Source organism: Nocardioides agri (assembly GCF_013778305.1).
Taxonomy (GTDB): Bacteria; Actinomycetota; Actinomycetes; order Propionibacteriales; family Nocardioidaceae; genus Nocardioides; species Nocardioides agri.
The window spans coordinates 3,259,683-3,276,841 of sequence record NZ_JACEIC010000002.1 but is presented as its reverse complement, the minus strand read 5'-3'; the positions used below and the strand labels follow the sequence as shown (position 1 = coordinate 3,276,841).

17 protein-coding genes are annotated in these 17,159 nt (G+C 71.6%); 6 read left to right on the top strand and 11 right to left on the bottom strand.

The window, feature by feature from the left end:
• Positions 1-55: 55 nt before the first annotated feature.
• The 6 genes from HZF07_RS20445 to ligD (HZF07_RS20420) form a co-directional block, all read right to left on the bottom strand.
• Positions 56-1,276: a histidine kinase dimerization/phospho-acceptor domain-containing protein gene (locus HZF07_RS20445; RefSeq protein WP_157344161.1), complete on the bottom strand. Its 1,221-nt coding sequence runs from the start codon at positions 1,274-1,276 to the stop codon at positions 56-58.
• A complete protein-coding gene (locus HZF07_RS20440; RefSeq protein ID WP_232523080.1) occupies positions 1,269-1,964 on the bottom strand; it encodes a response regulator transcription factor in 696 nt (231 codons plus the stop codon). The genes HZF07_RS20445 and HZF07_RS20440 overlap by 8 nt, the downstream gene beginning before the upstream one ends.
• 44 nt (positions 1,965-2,008) lie before the next feature.
• A complete protein-coding gene (locus HZF07_RS20435; protein ID WP_157344159.1) occupies positions 2,009-2,590 on the bottom strand; it encodes a S24/S26 family peptidase in 582 nt (193 codons plus the stop codon).
• 411 nt (positions 2,591-3,001) lie between these two features.
• Complete coding sequence (gene ligD, locus HZF07_RS20430; RefSeq protein ID WP_157344157.1) at positions 3,002-3,904, bottom strand: non-homologous end-joining DNA ligase; 903 nt, start codon at positions 3,902-3,904, stop codon at positions 3,002-3,004.
• Between the two features lie 8 nt (positions 3,905-3,912).
• Positions 3,913-4,605 carry a L,D-transpeptidase family protein gene (locus HZF07_RS20425; protein ID WP_181645438.1) on the bottom strand — a complete coding sequence of 231 codons (693 nt, stop codon included), beginning with the start codon at positions 4,603-4,605 and terminating at the stop codon, positions 3,913-3,915.
• A complete protein-coding gene (gene ligD, locus HZF07_RS20420) occupies positions 4,602-5,525 on the bottom strand; it encodes a non-homologous end-joining DNA ligase (protein ID WP_181645437.1) in 924 nt (307 codons plus the stop codon). The genes HZF07_RS20425 and ligD (HZF07_RS20420) overlap by 4 nt, the downstream gene beginning before the upstream one ends.
• Before the next feature lie 46 nt (positions 5,526-5,571).
• Between ligD (HZF07_RS20420) and HZF07_RS20415 the strand changes: the two genes are divergently transcribed.
• Genes HZF07_RS20415 through ku form a run of 4 tightly spaced genes read left to right on the top strand, consistent with a single transcriptional unit; the run spans position 5,572 to position 9,651 of the window.
• Positions 5,572-6,876 (top strand): flavin-containing monooxygenase, encoded by a 1,305-nt coding sequence (locus HZF07_RS20415; protein WP_198346443.1) that lies wholly within the window; start codon positions 5,572-5,574, stop codon positions 6,874-6,876.
• Positions 6,876-7,826: a bile acid:sodium symporter family protein gene (locus tag HZF07_RS20410; protein ID WP_157344153.1), complete on the top strand. Its 951-nt coding sequence runs from the start codon at positions 6,876-6,878 to the stop codon at positions 7,824-7,826. Before HZF07_RS20415 ends, HZF07_RS20410 begins: the two co-directional genes overlap by 1 nt.
• Positions 7,823-8,728 (top strand): SDR family oxidoreductase, encoded by a 906-nt coding sequence (locus HZF07_RS20405; RefSeq protein ID WP_157344151.1) that lies wholly within the window; start codon positions 7,823-7,825, stop codon positions 8,726-8,728. The genes HZF07_RS20410 and HZF07_RS20405 overlap by 4 nt, the downstream gene beginning before the upstream one ends.
• 5 nt (positions 8,729-8,733) lie before the next feature.
• Positions 8,734-9,651, top strand: a complete 918-nt coding sequence (gene ku, locus HZF07_RS20400; protein WP_157344149.1) for a non-homologous end joining protein Ku — start codon at positions 8,734-8,736, stop codon at positions 9,649-9,651.
• A gap of 241 nt (positions 9,652-9,892) precedes the next feature.
• Here the strand turns inward: ku and HZF07_RS20395 are convergent, their stop codons facing one another.
• Entirely contained in the window at positions 9,893-11,212 is a 1,320-nt protein-coding gene (locus HZF07_RS20395; RefSeq protein WP_157344147.1) for an SLC13 family permease, read from the bottom strand.
• A gap of 31 nt (positions 11,213-11,243) precedes the next feature.
• On the opposite strand from HZF07_RS20395, the gene HZF07_RS20390 reads away from it, so the two are divergent.
• Positions 11,244-12,002 carry a sulfite exporter TauE/SafE family protein gene (locus HZF07_RS20390; protein WP_157344145.1) on the top strand — a complete coding sequence of 253 codons (759 nt, stop codon included), beginning with the start codon at positions 11,244-11,246 and terminating at the stop codon, positions 12,000-12,002.
• 100 nt (positions 12,003-12,102) lie between these two features.
• Positions 12,103-13,044 carry a helix-turn-helix domain-containing protein gene (locus HZF07_RS20385; protein ID WP_157344143.1) on the top strand — a complete coding sequence of 314 codons (942 nt, stop codon included), beginning with the start codon at positions 12,103-12,105 and terminating at the stop codon, positions 13,042-13,044.
• 9 nt (positions 13,045-13,053) lie between these two features.
• Here HZF07_RS20385 and HZF07_RS20380 read toward each other — a convergent pair whose 3' ends face one another.
• From HZF07_RS20380 to HZF07_RS20365, 4 genes are read right to left on the bottom strand one after another with little or no spacing between them, the layout of a single operon-like run.
• Positions 13,054-13,863, bottom strand: a complete 810-nt coding sequence (locus HZF07_RS20380) for an SDR family NAD(P)-dependent oxidoreductase (protein WP_157344141.1) — start codon at positions 13,861-13,863, stop codon at positions 13,054-13,056.
• A complete protein-coding gene (locus tag HZF07_RS20375; RefSeq protein WP_157344139.1) occupies positions 13,860-14,924 on the bottom strand; it encodes an ABC transporter permease in 1,065 nt (354 codons plus the stop codon). The genes HZF07_RS20380 and HZF07_RS20375 overlap by 4 nt, the downstream gene beginning before the upstream one ends.
• On the bottom strand, positions 14,921-15,757 hold the full coding sequence (locus HZF07_RS20370) for an ABC transporter ATP-binding protein (RefSeq protein ID WP_198346442.1): 837 nt from the start codon (positions 15,755-15,757) through the stop codon (positions 14,921-14,923). Before HZF07_RS20370 ends, HZF07_RS20375 begins: the two co-directional genes overlap by 4 nt.
• Entirely contained in the window at positions 15,754-17,145 is a 1,392-nt protein-coding gene (locus HZF07_RS20365; RefSeq protein ID WP_157344137.1) for an amidase, read from the bottom strand. The genes HZF07_RS20370 and HZF07_RS20365 overlap by 4 nt, the downstream gene beginning before the upstream one ends.
• Positions 17,146-17,159 lie beyond the last annotated feature (14 nt).

Here is a 17,159-nt window from a genome sequence, read left to right as displayed (position 1 = left end):
GACATTGTGACGGGTCCGGGCGACCGATGTGGGAACCTTCCCACTTCCCGGTCCGTCAGCGGCGCGGGAGCAGCACCTCAACCCCGTCGACGGGGTGCGTGCCCGTGACCCGGCCGCCGAGCGCCTCGACGACGACACGCACCTGCGCCATCCGGTCCACGCTGTCGCGGGCCAGGTCCTCGTCCGGCACCCGACCGGCGCACAGGACCGTCACGCGCAGCTGCCCGGCGGGCTCGGCATGGAAGACGATGCGCACCGCGCCGGTGCCGCGGCGCACGACGTCGGCGAGCAGGAGGTCGGTGGCGTGCTCGACCGGTCCGGGCGTGTAGGTGAGGGTGAGGTCGCCCTCGACGGCCGCCGTCAGCGCGCGGTTGCGGACGGCGAGCCGGTCGGCCCAGCGCTGCGCGATCTGGGTCGAGAGCTCCGACAGCGGGACCTCGGCGCCCACGACCAGGCTGCCGCGGCGGGTGATCTCCACGAGCTCGGCGGCGACCGACGAGACCTCCTCGACCCGGGTCAGGCACCGGGCGACGACCTCCTGCGCGTCCGTGGGCAGGTCGTCGCGCAGGCTCAGGTCCTCGAGCTCGAGCCGGATGCCGGTCAGCGGGGTGCGGAGCACGTGGGAGGCGTGCTCGGCGAAGGCCCGCTCGCGGTGCACCCGGTCCTCGAGCGCGAGCGCGCTCGAGCGCAGGGCGTTGGCGATCTCGCGGGCCTCGGGGATCTTCGTGTCGGGCAGCTCGAGGTCGAACCGGCCCCGGCCGAGAGCACCGGCCGCGACCGCGAGGCGCTGGAACGGCGAGGACAGCGCGGTGGCGACCAGGAAGCCGGCCATGCCGGCGGCGACGGCGATGAGCAGGAAGAGCGCGGCGATCGACCCGACGTCGCGGCCGATGATGTCGCGGACGACCGAGGGTGCCGCGGTCACGGTCACCATCGCGTCCGCCCCGGCGTTCGCGCTCGCGGAGATCCCGTCGCCGGGGTCGTCGGCACCGTCCCAGTCGGCTCCGGTCGCGACGACCGGCTCCTCGTCCGGGTCTCCGACGTACTCCAGCCGCTCCTCGCGGCCCGCGAGCGCGGCCAGCTCGGCGACGTCGATGGTCCCGCCGGACGCGGTGCGCTCGGCCAGGATCTCGCCGAGCAGCTGTGCGCGCCCGTCGAGCTGGCCGGCGACCTGCTCCCGGAACAGGTCGCGCAGGACGTAGGTGCGCACCGCGCCGGCGCCGAGCAGCAGGACGATGCTCAGGACGATGAAGGCAGCGGTGAGCCGTTCACGCATCGGGTGTGCCGCCTTCGAGGCGGAACCCCACGCCTCGAACGGCCACCACTCGATCCGTCACGCCCACGCTCTCGAGCTTCTGGCGCAGCCGACCGATGGTGACGTCCAACGTCTTGGTCGAGCCGTACCAGTTCTCGTCCCACACGTCGGCCATCAGCCGGCCGCGGGAGACCACCTTGTCCCGGTTGGCGGCGAGGATGCTCAGCACCTCGAACTCCTTGCCGGTCAGCGGCACCTCTTCCGTGCCGGCGTAGACCCTGCGGGCCTCGACGTCGATGCGCAGCCCGTCGGTCTGGGTGGCATCGGCGCTGCCGATCATCGTGGAGGCGGTACGGCGCAACAGGGCACGCACGCGTGCCTGGAGCTCGGCGAGGCCGAAGGGCTTGGCCAGGTAGTCGTCGGCTCCGTAGTCCAGTCCGACGACCCGGTCGAGCTCGCCGGCCCGCGCGGTGACGATCATGATCGCCCCGTGGTAGCCGGCCTCCCGGGCTCGACGGCACACCTCGAGGCCGTCGATGTCGGGCAGTCCCAGGTCGAGGATGACCAGCTCAGGACCGGACGCCAGGGTGTCGAGGGCCCGCTGGCCGCTGTCCACCCACTCCACGTCGTAGCCCTCGCGCTCCAGCGTGCGAACCAGAGGAAATGCGATGTCCTCCTCGTCCTCCACAACCAGAACCCGTTGCGCCATGTGAGCGAGCATAGGGGCACCCGGGTCCCAGTCGACGGCGGTACTCATCGTTGCGCGTCCGTCGATGTCGACGCGGACAATGCTTGCGACTCGTCGGCGCTGCCCGGCTCCGCGGGGGTGATCCGTGGCCGGACCCGCCAGCGGGTCAGGAAGACGAGCGCGATCCCAGAGGCGATCACGAGCACCACTCCCGGCGGGTGGAAGAGGAACAGGTAGGCCCAGCCGACCCAGGGGACGACGAACTCCACGCGCGAGACGGTCGGGGCCGCGGGGCGGAGCACCCACGGGTCGACGGCCGGCTCCGCGTCCCCGCGGGTGACGATGCCGTCGGGGCCGACGTACACGATCCGGTGGGTGACCATCCCCTGCTCGGCGCCACCGTCGGGCCGCGGGTAGGTGATGATGTCGCCGACCTGCAGGTCGCTGACCGGGACGACGCGCTCGAAGGCGACCGAGCCGCGGTCGACGCTGCCGGCCATGGAGTGTCCGGTCATCACGTAGCGCTCGAAGCCGAGGCCCATCGGCAGGAGGACCAGGAACGTGACGGGGGCGAACAGCGCGGCGCACAGCAGCAACCGTCCCCACGGCGCGGGCGCCGGGGGTCGCGGGGCTGTGGTGATCTCCATCGTGCTGTTGCTTTCCGCGTGCTGGCCGGAACGGGGGTGGGATCTGTCGGCCCGACGCTCCCCGCAGCGCCGGACCGGCAGGTCCGTTCCTCTTGGGAGCGGTTGCCCAGTGCTCCCCATGGGCACCAGGCGACCCGCCCGTGGTTCGGTCAGATGGCGCCAGACCGCGTTCCCCCCAGACGCGCGGTGCGGCACCTTCTTCCCTGAGCCGGTGAGGTCGACAGCCCCATCGGCTCGTGCTCTTCAGTTGTTAGTCAGATGCCGGCGGGACTTCTCGGCCGGCGGTGGTCCACGGCACTCGACCCGCTGCTGTGGAGTCCCACCAACGTAGGAAGGACGGCTCCACGCCTCGGCAACACGGCGGCCACGGCGGAGCCACTGTTTGGTAACAGAAGGTCCGGAGCCCGGCGATCAGGCGAAGAGGTCGCCGTGCTCGGCGACGCGCTCCAGCACCTGGGCGGGCGAGAACTGCTCGAGCCCGAGCGGGTCCTCCGCGCCCTCCTCGACCTCGTCCCAGCCGACCGGCGTCGCGACCGACGGGCGCTCGCGTCCGCGCAGCGAGTACGGCGAGATCGTGGTCTTCGAGCCGGCGTTCTGCGACCAGTCGAGGAAGACCTTGCCGCCGCGGCGCGCCTTGGTCATCGTGGCGGTGACCAGCTTGGGGTGCTCTCCCTGGAGCTCCTCGGCGACTTCCTTGGCCAGCGCGGTCGACTCGTCGGACGGCAGCCGCTTCGGCAGGTCGGCGTACAGGTGCAGGCCCTTGCTGCCACTGGTGACCGGGCGCGCGTCGAGGCCGCGCTCGGCGAGCTTGTCGCGCACCATCAGCGCGACCTGGCAGCACTCGTGCAGCCCGGCCGGCTCGCCGGGGTCGAGGTCGATGACGAGCCGGTCGGCGTTGCGCGGCTGGCCGTTCCTGCCCACCGTCCACTGGTGGACGTGCAGCTCGAGGGCCGCCAGGTTGACGAGCCAGGTGAGGGTGGCCAGGTCGTCGATGATCGGGAAGACGAGGGTGTCGCTCGTCGACTGGGCGCGCGACCCGGTGGTCGGCACCTTGGCGGTGCGCACCCAGGACGGCGTGCCGGCCGGTGTGTTCTTCTCGAAGAAGCTGGACTCGGCGACCCCGTGCGGCCACCGGATCCGGGTCACGCACCGGTCGCGCAGGTGCGGCAGCAGCACCGGGGCGACCTGGGCGTAGTAGTTGAGCACCTCGCCCTTCGTGAACCCGGTGCGCGGGTAGAGCACCTTGTGCAGGTTGCTGATCGTGAGCGTCCGGCCGTCGACCTGGACGCGCACCTCCTCCTTCTCGGCCGCCATCGCTGTCCTCAGCGACCGATCGCGATCAGCGGGTGGAGGTCGGGGTCGAGCCGGCGCATGAGCGTGCGGATGAACGCCCGCGGCGCGCTGACGCAGCCGGCGGTCGCTCCGCGGCCGTTGACGTGCAGGAAGATGCCGGCGCCCCGGTAGCGCACCTGCTCGGCGTTGAAGCCGATCACGATCGACCACTCGTACTGCCGGCGGAAGTCGGTGAGCCGCTCGGAGGCGTTGATGTCACTGGCCGGCAGCCACCAGCGGAAGCCGCCGTCGCGCTGGTTGCGGTAGCGGTTGTAGTGGGCCGAGCGGTTGTCCTGCACCCAGAAGTCGCCGCGGCGGATCTCGCGGTAGCGCAGGTCCCAGGCCTCGTCGGGGTCGTGGGTGCCGAACGCCCACGGCAGCGGATAGGTGCCGATGGGCGTCGTGCCGGTGCCCTGGCGGCGTCGGTCGCCCGCGACGAGCCCGCCGTAGCCGATCCGGCCGTCCTCGACCTGGAGCCGCTGCTCCCACCGGCCGTCGGCGAGCCGCCACAGCGTCACGCGCGCGTGGTGGCCACCGGTGTGGTTGACGGTCACCACCTGCGCGGTGCCGGGCTGCAGGCGCACCAGCACGCCGTCGAGCCGGACGGTGCCGGCGGCGCGCGCGACGCTCGGCGGCACGAGGCAGGCGCCGACGACGGCGAGGGCGAGGAGGAGGCGGGTCACGGGAGCAGGTCCTCCGGTGCGAGGTCGGCGCGGACCCCCTGGAAGGAGGGCTGACGCAACCGCTCGTACCCCTTGCCGTGGGTGTCGATGTCCACCACCAGCAGCGGCTCCAGCCAGTGGGTCCCCCGGGCGTCGACCCGCGGCACCTCGTCGGCGAACGGGCTGTCGCTGCGGCCCATCCCGGCGACCAGGTCGCTCAGCGCCCGGCTCTGCCGGGCGCCGATGCCGCTGCCCACCCGACCGCGGTAGAGCAGACCCTCGGACGTCAGCTCCCCGACGAGCAGCGCGGCCAGCCGGTCGCTGGTGCCCTCCTGCGGACGCCACCCGCCCACGACGTACGAGAGCCGGTGCCGGTGGGCGAGCTTGACCCAGTGGGCAGTGCGCTCCCCCGGCCGGTACGTCGAGGCGCGGCGCTTGCTCACCACGCCCTCCAGGCCCTGCTGGCGGGTCGCCTCGAGCAGCATCTCGCCGTCGTCGTACGGCGCGGGCGCCTGCCAGGACCCGTCCAGCCCGAGCGAGTCGAGCACCGCGCGGCGCTCGGTCCAGGGCAGGCCGGTGAGGTCGCGACCGTCGAGGCGGAGCACGTCGAAGACCATGTAGATCGCCGGCACCGCCTCGGCCAGGCGGGCCGCGGACTGGGCGTTGCGGACGTGCATCCGCTCCTGGAGCGTGCGGAAGTCCGGGAGGCCGCGGTCGTTGAGGGCGATGATCTCGCCGTCGACGAGCAGGTCGCGGTCGCCGAGCGGGCTGGTGGAGAGCTCCGGCCAGGCGATGGTGATGGCGTTCTCGTTGCGGCTGGTCATCCGGACGCGGCCGTCGCCGACGTCGGTCAGCGCGCGCACGCCGTCCCACTTCACCTCGTGCGCCCAGGCCTCGCCGGTGGGCACGTGGGTGCCGGGGGTCGCCAGCATCGGACGCATGGCTGACATCATGCCTTCTGTGAACTCGACTGACCCGCTAGACAATGTGCCGGACGATCCGGACAGCTACGCCGTCATCGGCGCCGGCTCCTCCGGCCTGGCCGCGGCTCGCAACCTCCAGCGCGCCGGCATCCCCTGGGCCGGCTACGAGCTCGCGTCCGGGGTCGGCGGGCTGTGGGACATCTCCGGGCCGCGGAGCACGGTCTACGAGTCCGCGCACCTGATCTCGTCGAAGACCACGACGCAGTTCGCCGAGTTCCCGATGCGCGACGAGGTCGCGGACTACCCCTCGCACCGCGACCTGCTCGGCTACTTCCGCGACTTCGCCTCGACCCACGGTCTGAGCGACGGCTTCACGTTCGGCACCGAGGTGGTCTCCGCGCGCCCGACCGGCGACGGCTCGTGGACGGTGGTGTCCACCGGGCCGGCCGGCACCGTCGAGCGGCGCCACGCGGGCGTGCTCGCGGCCAACGGCACCCTGAGCGAGCCGTCGGTGCCGGCGTTCGAGGGCTCCTTCGACGGCGAGGTGCTCCACACCAGCGCCTACAAGTCGCCGACGGTCTTCACCGGCAAGCGGGTGCTGATCATCGGGGCCGGCAACTCCGGCTGCGACATCGCGGTCGACGCCGTCCACCACGCGGCCTCGGTCGACATCTCGGTGCGGCGCGGCTACTACTTCGTGCCGAAGTACCTCTTCGGCAAGCCCGCGGACACCCTCAACCAGGGCAGGCCGCTCCCGCCCCGGATCAAGCAGGCCATCGACTCGCGGGTGCTCAAGCTCTTCACCGGCGACCCGGTGAAGTTCGGCTTCCCCGCGCCCGACTACAAGATCTACGAGTCCCACCCGATCGTGAACTCGCTGGTGCTGCACCACCTCGGCCACGGCGACCTGTCGGTGAAGCCCGACGTACGACGCCTCGACGGCGACGGCGTGGTCTTCGTGGACGGCTCGCGGGCGGCGTACGACGTGGTGGTGCTGGCGACGGGCTACCACCTGCACTACCCGTTCCTCGACCCCGCGCTGCTGCGCTGGGCGGGGCGCGGCAGCGCCCCCGACCTCTACCTCAACATCTTCACGCAGGAGGACCCGAACCTCTTCGTGCTCGGCATGATCGAGGCGTCCGGGATCGGCTGGCAGGGCCGCTACGAGCAGGCGGAGCTGGTCGCGTCCTACCTGCGGGCGAGGACGTCGAACCCCGCCGCTGCACGCTCCTTCGAGGACCGGGTCGCCGGCCCGCGACCCGACCTCTCGGGCGGCTACCACTACCTCGGGCTGGAGCGGATGTCGTACTACGTCAACAAGGACGCCTACCGCTCCGCGGTGCGCGCGGAGATCGAGAGGCTGGCCTGATGCTGCACCCCCTGCTGTCCGTCCTGGCCACGGACGTCGACAACATCACGATCGACTTCGACGAGGGCTCGCTGACGTTCCTGAAGATCGTGATCGCGCTGATCCTCTTCGGGGTCGCGCTCGACACGAAGCTCGAGGACTTCGCCGCCGCGATCCGGCGGCCGATCCCCATCGCGATCGGCGTCGTCGCGCAGTTCGTGCTGCTGCCGGCGCTGACCTTCCTGCTCACCATCGCGCTCGACGTCCGCGGCTCGGTCGCACTCGGCATGATCCTGGTGGCCTGCTGCCCGCCCGGCAACGTCTCCAACATCCTCACGCACCGCGCCGGAGGCGACGTCGCGCTCTCGGTGTCGATGACGGCGGTCAGCAACGTGCTCGCGATCTTCATGCTCCCGATCAACCTGGCCTTCTGGGGCGGGCTCTCCCCCGCCGGCGACGACCTGCTCCACGAGGTCGACATGAGCGTCTGGGAGACCTTCGGCGAGATCGCGCTGGTGATCGGCCTGCCGTTCGTCGCCGGGATCACGATCACCCGCCTCTGGCCCCGAGTGGGCCATCGCGCGCACCGGATCGTCGGGCCGGTGTCGTTCGTGCTGCTCGCGCTGATCATCGTGCTCGGCTTCATCGGCAACTTCGACATCTTCCGCGACTACATCACCATCGTGCTGCTGGCGGTCTGCCTCCAGAACGCGCTGGCCCTCGCCCTCGGCTACGCGATCGCCCGCGTGACCCGGCTGCCGGTCAGGCAGCAGAAGGCGATGACGTTCGAGGTCGGCGTCCGCAACACCGGGCTCGGGCTGCTGCTGGTCTTCACCTACTTCGACGGCCTCGGCGGCATGGCGCTGGTCGCCGCGTGGTGGGGCCTCTACGACATCATCACCGGCCTGCTCGTGGCCGAGGTGTGGCGCCGGCGTACGGCCGCTCCGGCCGACGTGGTGGTGCCGGCATGAAGGTCCTCGTCACCGGAGGCAGCGGCTTCCTCGGCACGTCGGTCGTGGCCGGGCTGCGGGCCGCCGGCCACGACGTCGTGAGCACGGACCTGCGCCCGCCCGCGGTCGTCATGGACGTGACGTCCGCGGCGTCGGTGTCGTCGGTGATCGCGGCGGAGCGGCCGGAGGTCGTCGTGCACCTCGCCTCGATCGTGACGCCGGGCCCCGACTCGACCCGCGAGCTCGAGCACGCCGTCGACGTCGAGGGCACCCGGCACGTGCTCGACGCGTGCGTGGAGTCCGGGGTGCGCCGTGTCGTGATCTCGTCGAGCGGTGCGGCGTACGGCTACCACGCCGACAACCCCGCCTGGATCACCGAGGACCAGCCGGTGCGCGGCAACGAGGAGTTCGCCTACAGCCACCACAAGCGGCTGGTCGAGGAGATGCTGCCGTCGTACCCCTCCCTCGAGCAGGTCGTGCTGCGCATCGGCACGATCCTCGGCAGGTCGGTCGACAACCAGATCACCGCGCTCTTCGAGCGCAAGCGGCTGCTGCGGATCCGCGGCGCGGAGTCGCCGTTCGTGTTCATCTGGGACGAGGACGTCGTCGCGATCATCCAGCAGGCGGTCACGGGGCCGGTGACCGGCACGTTCAACGTGGCCGGCGACGGCGCGGTGACGATCACCGAGATCGCCGCGCTGCTGGAGAAGCCGGTGCTGACGATCCCCGAGCCGCTGCTCCGCGGGGCGCTCGCCGTCGGGTCCCGGCTCGGGCTCACGGCGTACGGACCGGAGCAGACCCGCTTCCTCCAGTACCGGCCGGTGCTCTCCAACGAGCGCCTCAAGACCGTCTTCGGCTACACGCCCACCCGGACATCCCGCGAGGCTTTCGATGAATGGCGTCGCGCTCGTTGGTCATACTGAACACCATGCGAGCAATCTGGAAAGGCGCCGTCTCCTTCGGGCTGGTCAGCGTGCCCGTGAAGCTCTACTCGGCGACCGAGTCCCACGACGTGTCGTTCCGGCAGGTGCACGCCAAGGACGGCGGCCGCATCAAGTACCAACGGGTCTGCTCCCTCGACGGCGAGGAGGTCGCCTACGCCGACATCGCCAAGGGCTACGAGACCGAGGACGGCGAGATGGTCATCCTCACCGACGACGACATGGCCGAGCTGCCGTCGACGTCCTCGCGGGAGATCTCCGTCGAGAAGTTCGTGCCCTCCGAGCAGATCGACCCGATGCTCTTCGAGAAGTCCTACTACCTCGAGCCCGAGAAGTCCGGAGCCAAGCCCTACGCGCTGCTGCGCCAGGCGCTGCTGGACGCCGACCGGATGGCCGTCGTCACCGTGGCGCTGCGGCAGCGCACCACGGTCGGCGTGCTGCGGGTGAAGGACGACGTGATCGTGCTGCAGACGATGATGTGGCCCGACGAGATCCGGACCCCCGACTTCTCGATCGAGGCCGGTGACGTGAAGCCCACCGAGGTCAAGATGGCGAACATGCTCGTCGAGACCCTCGCCGGCGACTTCGACCCCTCCGAGTTCGAGGACGACTACGCCGAGGCCGTCGAGGCGCTGGTCAAGGCCAAGATCGAGGGCGGCGAGGTCAAGCGCACCGAGACCTCCACCAAGTCCTCCGGCGAGGTCGTCGACCTGCTCGCCGCCCTGCAGCGCTCCGTCGACGCCGCCAAGACCGCGCGTGGCGAGTCGTCCTCCGAGGAGGACGAGGACGACAAGAAGCCGGCGAAGAAGTCCGCGTCGAAGAAGGCGCCCGCCAAGAAGACCGCCGCGAAGAAGACCGCCAAGAAGGCCCCCGCGAAGAAGGCGGCGGCCAAGAAGGCCAGCTAGCCCGGCGGCTGGGCAGAGCGGAGATCTCGATCCACCCGGTGGACCAGAATCTCCGCTGAGACACCCGCGCGCCCGGCCGCAGGCCGGCGTCCTCCCGATGGGCGCCGAGCTCGTCCGGAGACAGCTCAGTCAAGTGCGCCGAAGCCGGCGACGCGCACCCTTGACGGAGGCGGAGGACGCACAAAGGCGCCCCGGGGAGGACGACGACACACCAACCGGACGGTGGCTCCGACCACCACCCTCACCAACCAGGCAGCACGAGCAGCGCCCACACCAGCAGCGGCGCCGCGAGCACCACGATGACGCTGTAGGTCAGGATCTGCTTGTAGTAGACCTGCTCCTCGATCGTGTCGGGACGGTTGGCGAGCATCAGGGCCCCGTTGGTCGAGAACGGGCTGACGTCGACGATCGTCGACGAGACGGCCAGCGCGGCGACGAAGAGACCGGCGCTGACGCCGCCCTCGGTGATGAGCGGGATCGCGATCGGGATGATGACCGGAAGCAGCGCCGTCGAGGACGCGAACGCCGAGACGACGCCGCCGACGTAGCAGAGCACGAGGGCGCCGAGGACCGCGGTGCCCAGGTCGGCGGCCCAGTTGCCGACGAACTCGGGCGAGCCGGCGGTCTCGAGGATCGTGGCGTAGGTGCTGACGCCGGCGACGAGCAGCACGGTCGGCCAGGCGATCTGCTTGACGGCGTCCTTGTGCTCGTTGGGCGACAGCATCGCGAGGAGCACCGCCGCGGTGATCGAGACGAAGCCGATGTTCTTGTCGAAGATCAAGGCGACCAAGGCGACCAGCAGGAACGCGAGGAGCGTGAGCACCTGGTCGCGCCGTACGCCGAGGGCCTGGGTGCCGACCGGAGCGGACGCGCCCATCCCGCGCGCCGGCACCGTCGCGCCGCCTCGGTGGAGGTCGTCCGTCAAAGTGTCCTCCTCGTCCGGGTCGACGCGCTGCGACATCAGCCGCCGCCCGCCGAGCACGATGAAGAGGACGACCGCGAGGGCGAGGTTCACGAACAGGCTCGCGAGGAAGATCGTGATCTCGCTGTTGGGCAGGTCGTTGTCGGCCATCACCGAGTTCGTGATCGTGCCGTAGATGCTGATCGGCGAGAAGCCGCCCGCCTGGGCGCCGTGCACGACGAACATGCCCATCATCAGCGGGCTGATGCCGTAGCGCCCCGCGAAGCCCAGCGCGATCGGGCCGATGATCGCGCAGGCCGCGGGACTGACCGCGCCGATCGCCGTCAGCACCGCCGTGACCCCGAACATCACCCACGGGATCAGCGCGACGCGTCCCCCGACGCCGCGCACCGCGGCTCGGACGATCAGGTCGACGGTGCCGTTGTTGCGGGCGATCGCGAAGAGATAGGTGACGCCGATCAGCGTGAGGATCAGGTCACCGCTGACGCCGGCGAGGATCTCCTTCTCGTCGAGGTTCAACGAGTACATGCCCACCAGCCACGCGGCGACGTACGCAAGGGCGCCCATATTTATCGGCAGCACCGTGCCGACGACGAAGAGCGCGACGAGGGCGACGATGGCTACCCATTCCGGTCCCATGGGCACCCCTTACCCCCTCTAGGGTGACCTGATGAGCGGACTCGAGGAGCTGGCGATCCTGGCAGCCGGCCTCGGGGCCGGGATCATGACCTCGACGGTCGGCGTCTCCTCGCTGCTGAGCTTCCCGGTGCTGCTCGCCGTCGGGGTGCCACCGGTGGTCGCCAACGCCAGCAACACCGTCGGCCTCACGCCCGGCGCGCTGAGCGGGTCGTTCGGCTACCGCCAGGAGCTGCGCGAGCAGCCGCGGGTCGCCGCCACGGTCATCACGACGTGCGCCGCCGGGGCTGTGCTCGGCGCCGCCCTGCTGCTCGCGCTGCCCGCGAGCGTGTTCGAGGCGGTCGTGCCGTGGCTGATCCTCGGCACCTGCCTGCTCGTCGGCGCGCAGCCGCGGATCAGCCGCTGGCTGCGGCGCACCCACCAGACCAGCCGCGGCCCCGCGCGCCTCTCCCCGGTGACGACGGCCTTCGCGACCCTCGTCGGCGTGTACGGCGGCTACTTCGGCGCCGGGTCGGGCGTGATGATGATGGCGGTCCTCGGCTTCGGCACGGACCTCGAGTTCCGCGTCGTCAACGCGTTGAAGCCCCTCGCGATCCTGGCCAGCAACGTGGTCGCCAGCCTGATCTTCCTCGTCGTGGCCGATCTCGACTGGACCGCGGTCGTGCTGCTCGCGGTCGGCTCCGTCGTCGGCGGGTACGTCGGCGCGCGCATCGGCCGCCGGCTCAATCCCACCGTGCTGCGCACGCTGATCGTGCTGGTCGGCGTCAGCGCAGCAGTCGGGATGTTGGTCTAGCTGGCGCAGTGTGTCGCCCGCGCGAGGCCGCTCGCGTGGCAACGGCCGGTCCGAGGCGTACCGTCGGGAGAAGCGACTCCAGCCCGGAGGGTGGCTGCCGATGACCGAGGTGTTCGTGAGCAGGGACGTCGGGGCGTCCGAGGCCCTGCTGCGCGAGCACTACTCCGCGATGCGGGTCCGACCCACGGACGGGCGCCACCTGCTGCGGATGGACCAGCGGCGGCTCGGACGACTCCGACTCGACCAGAACACGTTCGGGATGACCCTCGAGGTCGAGGCCGCGCCCCTGGGCGCGGTCGTGGTCGCGCGAGTCCTCGCCGGCACCGCGAGCTATGGGCGGGGCCACGACGAACGCCGCTACCGGCGCGGCGACCTCTACGTGACCGCCGACCCGGACGAGGGGTTCTGCGCGACCCTCGACGACTTCCAGGGCGCCATCGCGGTGCTGGATCCGAGCCTTCTCGACGAGATCGCGGAGCCATCGCCCGGCGCGGGGTCCACGGTCCGCCTGGTCAGCCTCGACCCGAGCTCCGCCAGCGCGGCCGACCTGTGGTGGCGCACCTACTGCTTCGTGCGCGACAGCACCGACGCCGCGGGGTCCGAGGCCCTCAGCCCGATCTTCGAGCAGGAGGCCCGCAGGTTGCTCGGTGCCGCCACCGTGGCGGCGTTCCCCAGCACCGCCGATGTCGAGCCGACGATCGAAGACCGCCGCGACGCGCACACCCGCACGCTGCGCCGCGCGGCGCAGTTCATCGAGGCCAACGCATGGCGCGACATCACGATCAAGGAGATCGCGGAGGCGGCCGGGGTGACCATCCGGACGGTGCAGCTGTCCTTCCGCCGGCATCTCGACACCACGCCGACGGCGTACCTGCGTGGCGTGCGCCTCCAGTACATCCACGACGAGCTCGTGGCCAACGATCCCGCCCGGACGACGGTGAGCGAGGTCGCCAGCCGCTGGGGCTTCTGCAACTTCGGTCGCTTCGCGGCGCAGTACCGCACGCAGTTCGGGGAGCTGCCCGCCCACACCCTGCGGCACTGAGGCGCCAGGTCACTGCGGCCGCCGGGCGGACCTCCTCGCCGCAGCCGAGTCGGGGAACATCCGGTCGAAGCGGTGGAAGGCCCAGTCGCTCAGCCGGGGTGCCACGAGGCCCAGCGCCTCGCCGACGGTGCCGGCGGCGGTGTTGACGTGGACCGGTCGCCGTTCGAGTGCTCGGACGACGCGGGCTGCCGCCTGCTGGGGCGTGGCGCCGCGACCGGCGTACGCCTCGGTGGGTGCCGTCATCGGGGTGCGCACCAGGGAGAACCGCACGTTGGTGAACCGCACGTTGTCGCCGTAGCACTCGCGGGCCGCGACTCGGCTCCAGGCGTCGAGCGCCGTCTTGGACGCGATGTAGGCACTGAACTTCGGAGCCTTGAGCTGCACGCCCCAGGTCACGATGTTGACGACGTGCCCGAAGCGCTGCGCCCGCATCGCGGGCAGCAGCCCCAGGGTGAGTCGCACCGGGCCGAAGAAGTTGACCGCCATGCTGCGCTCGAGGTCGTGGAAGCGGTCGTAGCTCAGCGCGAGCGACCGCCGGATGGACCGACCGGCGTTGTTGACGAGGTGGTCCACTCCCCCGTGCTCGGCCAGCACCGTCGCCACCAGGGCGTCGACGGCGGCGAGGTCCGTGACGTCGCACGGGTACGCCGTGGCGCGGCCGCCCGCGGCCTCGATCGACGCCCGCACGCGGTCGAGCTCCTCCGCCCGCCGCGCCACCAGGATGACCAGCGCACCCCGCGCCGCGACCGCCCGGGCCGTCGCCTCGCCGATCCCCGACGACGCACCGGTGACGAGCACGCGGCGACCAGCGAGGCTCATGCGGTCTCCCAGCGGAAGAGCCGCGCGGCGACCAGCGTGACCACGGTGGCGAACGCGGCGAGGTAGAGCATCGGGCCGAGCGCGGCGGTCCACGGCTCGCCGCGGACCATGACGTCGAGCATGCCCTCGTTGAGGTGCTTGAGCGGCAGGATCTGCGCGAACGACTGGAGCCACTGCGGTGCGCCTTCGAGCGGGAAGAACGTGCCGCTCAGCATCGCCATCGGCAGCACGATGAAGTTCGCGGCGTTGACCGCGCCCTCCTGGCTCTTGGTGATCGCGGCGGCGAGCAGACCCACGGCCATGAAGCAGAGGGTGCCGACGACCACGAGCGGGATCGCCATCCACCAGTCGCCGGTCAGGGTCAGGTCGAACAGCAGCGCCCCGGTGCCGATGAAGATCGCCATCTGCACCAGCGCGATCGACACGGTGACCGACACCCGCGCGCCGACGACCGTGGTGGACGAGACCGGCGCGAGCTGCAGCCGGCGCAGCAGCTTGCTCTTCCGCCACCCTTGCAGCGTGGCCGCGGCGCCGAACGCGGCGCTCATCGCGATCGCCCAGCCCAGGAGGCTCGGCATGTAGTACTGGATCGCGTCGATGGACTCGTCCTCGACGGGGTCGGTCTCCATCGAGTAGGTCGGCGGCTGGCCGGTCGCGGCGAGGTTGGCTCCGTCGACGAAGGCCTGCATCGCCCCGCGAGTGATGGCTGCGCCGGCCGGGTCGGCGAGGGTGTAGTGCGCGACGATCGTGTCGCCCTCCTGGACGACCGCCACGTTGGCGTCTCCCGTGCGCACCTCGTCGATGGCGGCGTCCAGGTCGTCGGAGTGGGACACCTCGAAGGTCTCGTCGAAGGCCGCTCTCGCCTCGTCGGACAGGTCGTCGAAGAGGGGCACGGCGCCGACCTGGACCATCTCCACCCTGGGCGAGGAGTCCTCCGAGAAGAGGCTGCCGAAGAGCACCAGGAACATGAGCGGGAAGACGATGGCGAAGAACACCGCCGCCCGGTCCCGGAAGAACCCGCGCATGATGGCGAGCGACAGTGCGCGGAACGGTCCGGTCATGCGCGGTACTCGCGCCCGGTCAGCTCGAGGAAGACGTCCTCGAGGGTGCCTGTGTGCACCTGGACGCCCGCGAGCCGCTGCTCGTCGGCGAGGCGCGCGATCTCGGCGGCCGGGTCCCGAGTGGTGATGACCTCACCGTCAGCGAGGGTGATCCGGGTGGCGGCGTCGAGGCCGCGGACCAGGGCGGCCGGGGTGTCGTGGACCAGGACCCGCCCGTGGTCCATGATCGCGACCCGGTCGGCGAGAGTCTCCGCCTCGTCCATGTAGTGGGTGGTGAGCACGACGGTGCGGCCCGAGTCGTTCAGACCGGAGAGCAGGTCCCAGAGGTTGCGGCGGGCCTGGGGGTCGAGCGCGGCCGTGGGCTCGTCGAGGAACACCACGTCCGGGTCGTGCACCAGCGCGCATGCGATCGAGAGCCGCTGCTGCTGGCCTCCGGACAGCTGCTCCACGCGGGTGCCGGCCTTCTCGACCAGCCCGACCCGCTCCAGCCACTCGTCGGCGTGCGCGGCGGGCACGCCGTACAGGGCGGCGAACGTGCGGATCTGCTCCCTAGCGGTCAGGTAGTCGAAGAACGACGACGCCTGCAGCTGGACGCCGATCCGAGGCAGCAGCGCGGGATTGCGCGGCCACGCCGGCAGCCCGAGCACGACGGCGCTGCCGGAGTCCGGCTCGCGGAGCCCCTCGATCATCTCCAGGAGCGTGGTCTTGCCGGCGCCGTTCGGCCCGAGGATGCCGACGAACTCGCCCTCCTCGACCGCGAGCGTGACGTCGTCGACGGCCCGCAGGTCGCCGTAGGTCTTGGTGAGGCCGGTGACCTCGATCGCGTTGGTCACGGGGCGACCAGCGGCCACGGGCGGGCCTGCTCGAGCTGGGCGGACAGCGAGAACAGCGTGGCCTCGTCGTCGGTGCGGCCGACCAGCTGCACCGCGACCGGCAGACCGTCGTCGGCGAGGCCGCACGGCACGGACGCGGCGGGGTTGCCGGCGACGTTCCAGAGGGCGGCGTACGCGATCGGGGGCATCGCCCGCAGCGAGGCCCGCACGGTGCCGATGCCGTCGAGGCGGCCGACCCTGGCGGGTCGGTGCGCGATGGCAGGGGTGAGCAGCACGTCGACGTCCTCGAAGACCCGGTTGGCCTTGGCGGAGACCTTCTCGGTCTGGCCCAGCGCCCAGTCGCGGACCCGCGGCGTCACCCACGAGCCGAGCCGGCAGGTCTCGCGGGTCCGGCGCTCGAGCCGGTCGTAGTGCTCGACGATCGCGGCCTCGGATCGGATGCCGGCGAAGAACTGCGGCACGAACGCCGCGGTCGGGTCCGGGTAGCGCGGGTCGACCGCGCGCACGTCGTGGCCGAGGTCGGCCAGCAGCCGCGCGGTGTCCTCGACCGCCTGCACGTGCACCGGGTCGGGCTTCACGCCGAGCGCCGCGGACGTGACCGACCACCCGATGCGCAGCCGGCCGGGCGCCCGGCCGGCCGCGTCGACGAACGACGCGTCGCCGCCGGCGCGGTAGAGATCGCTGTCGACGTTGCCGCGGATCACGTCGTAGACCAGCGCGCTGTCGAGCACGGTGTGGGTGAGCGGGCCCACGGTGCCGAGCGCCCACCACAGATGGGGGTGCGGCGCGGTGGTGACCCGACCGCGCTGGGGCTTGAGGCCGAACAGGCCGCAGCTGGCGCTGGGGATCCGGATGGAGCCCCCGCCGTCGCCGCCGATGCCGGCGGGCACCATCCCGGACGCGACGGCGACCGCCGTACCGCCGCTGGAGCCGCCGGGGGTGCGACCGGGGTCCCACGGGTTGCGGGTGACTCCGTAGGCGTCGGACTCGGTGAAGGGGAACGCTCCGAACTCGGGCATCGCGGTCTTGCCGACGATCACGGCACCCGCCTGCCGGAGCCGGGTGACGACCTCGGCGTCCGCGGTGGCCGGCGTGGAGTTGCCGCGACCGCCGAACGTCGTGACCGCGCCGGCGACGTCGATCTCCTCCTTGATCGCGATCGGCACGCCGTGCAGCGGCCCCACGTCGGCGCCGCCGCCGAGCCGGATGTCCCGCGCCTCGGCCTCGGCCAGCGCCTCGTCGACGAGCACGTTGGTGAAGGCGTTGAGCTCGTCGTTGCGCGCCTCGATCCGCGCCAGGGTGGCCTGCAGCGCGTCGACGGCGGTGATCTCGCCGTCCCTGATCAGCCGGGCGGTCTCGGCCACGCCGGCCGGTGCGAGGTCGCTCATGCGGGCGACCCTAT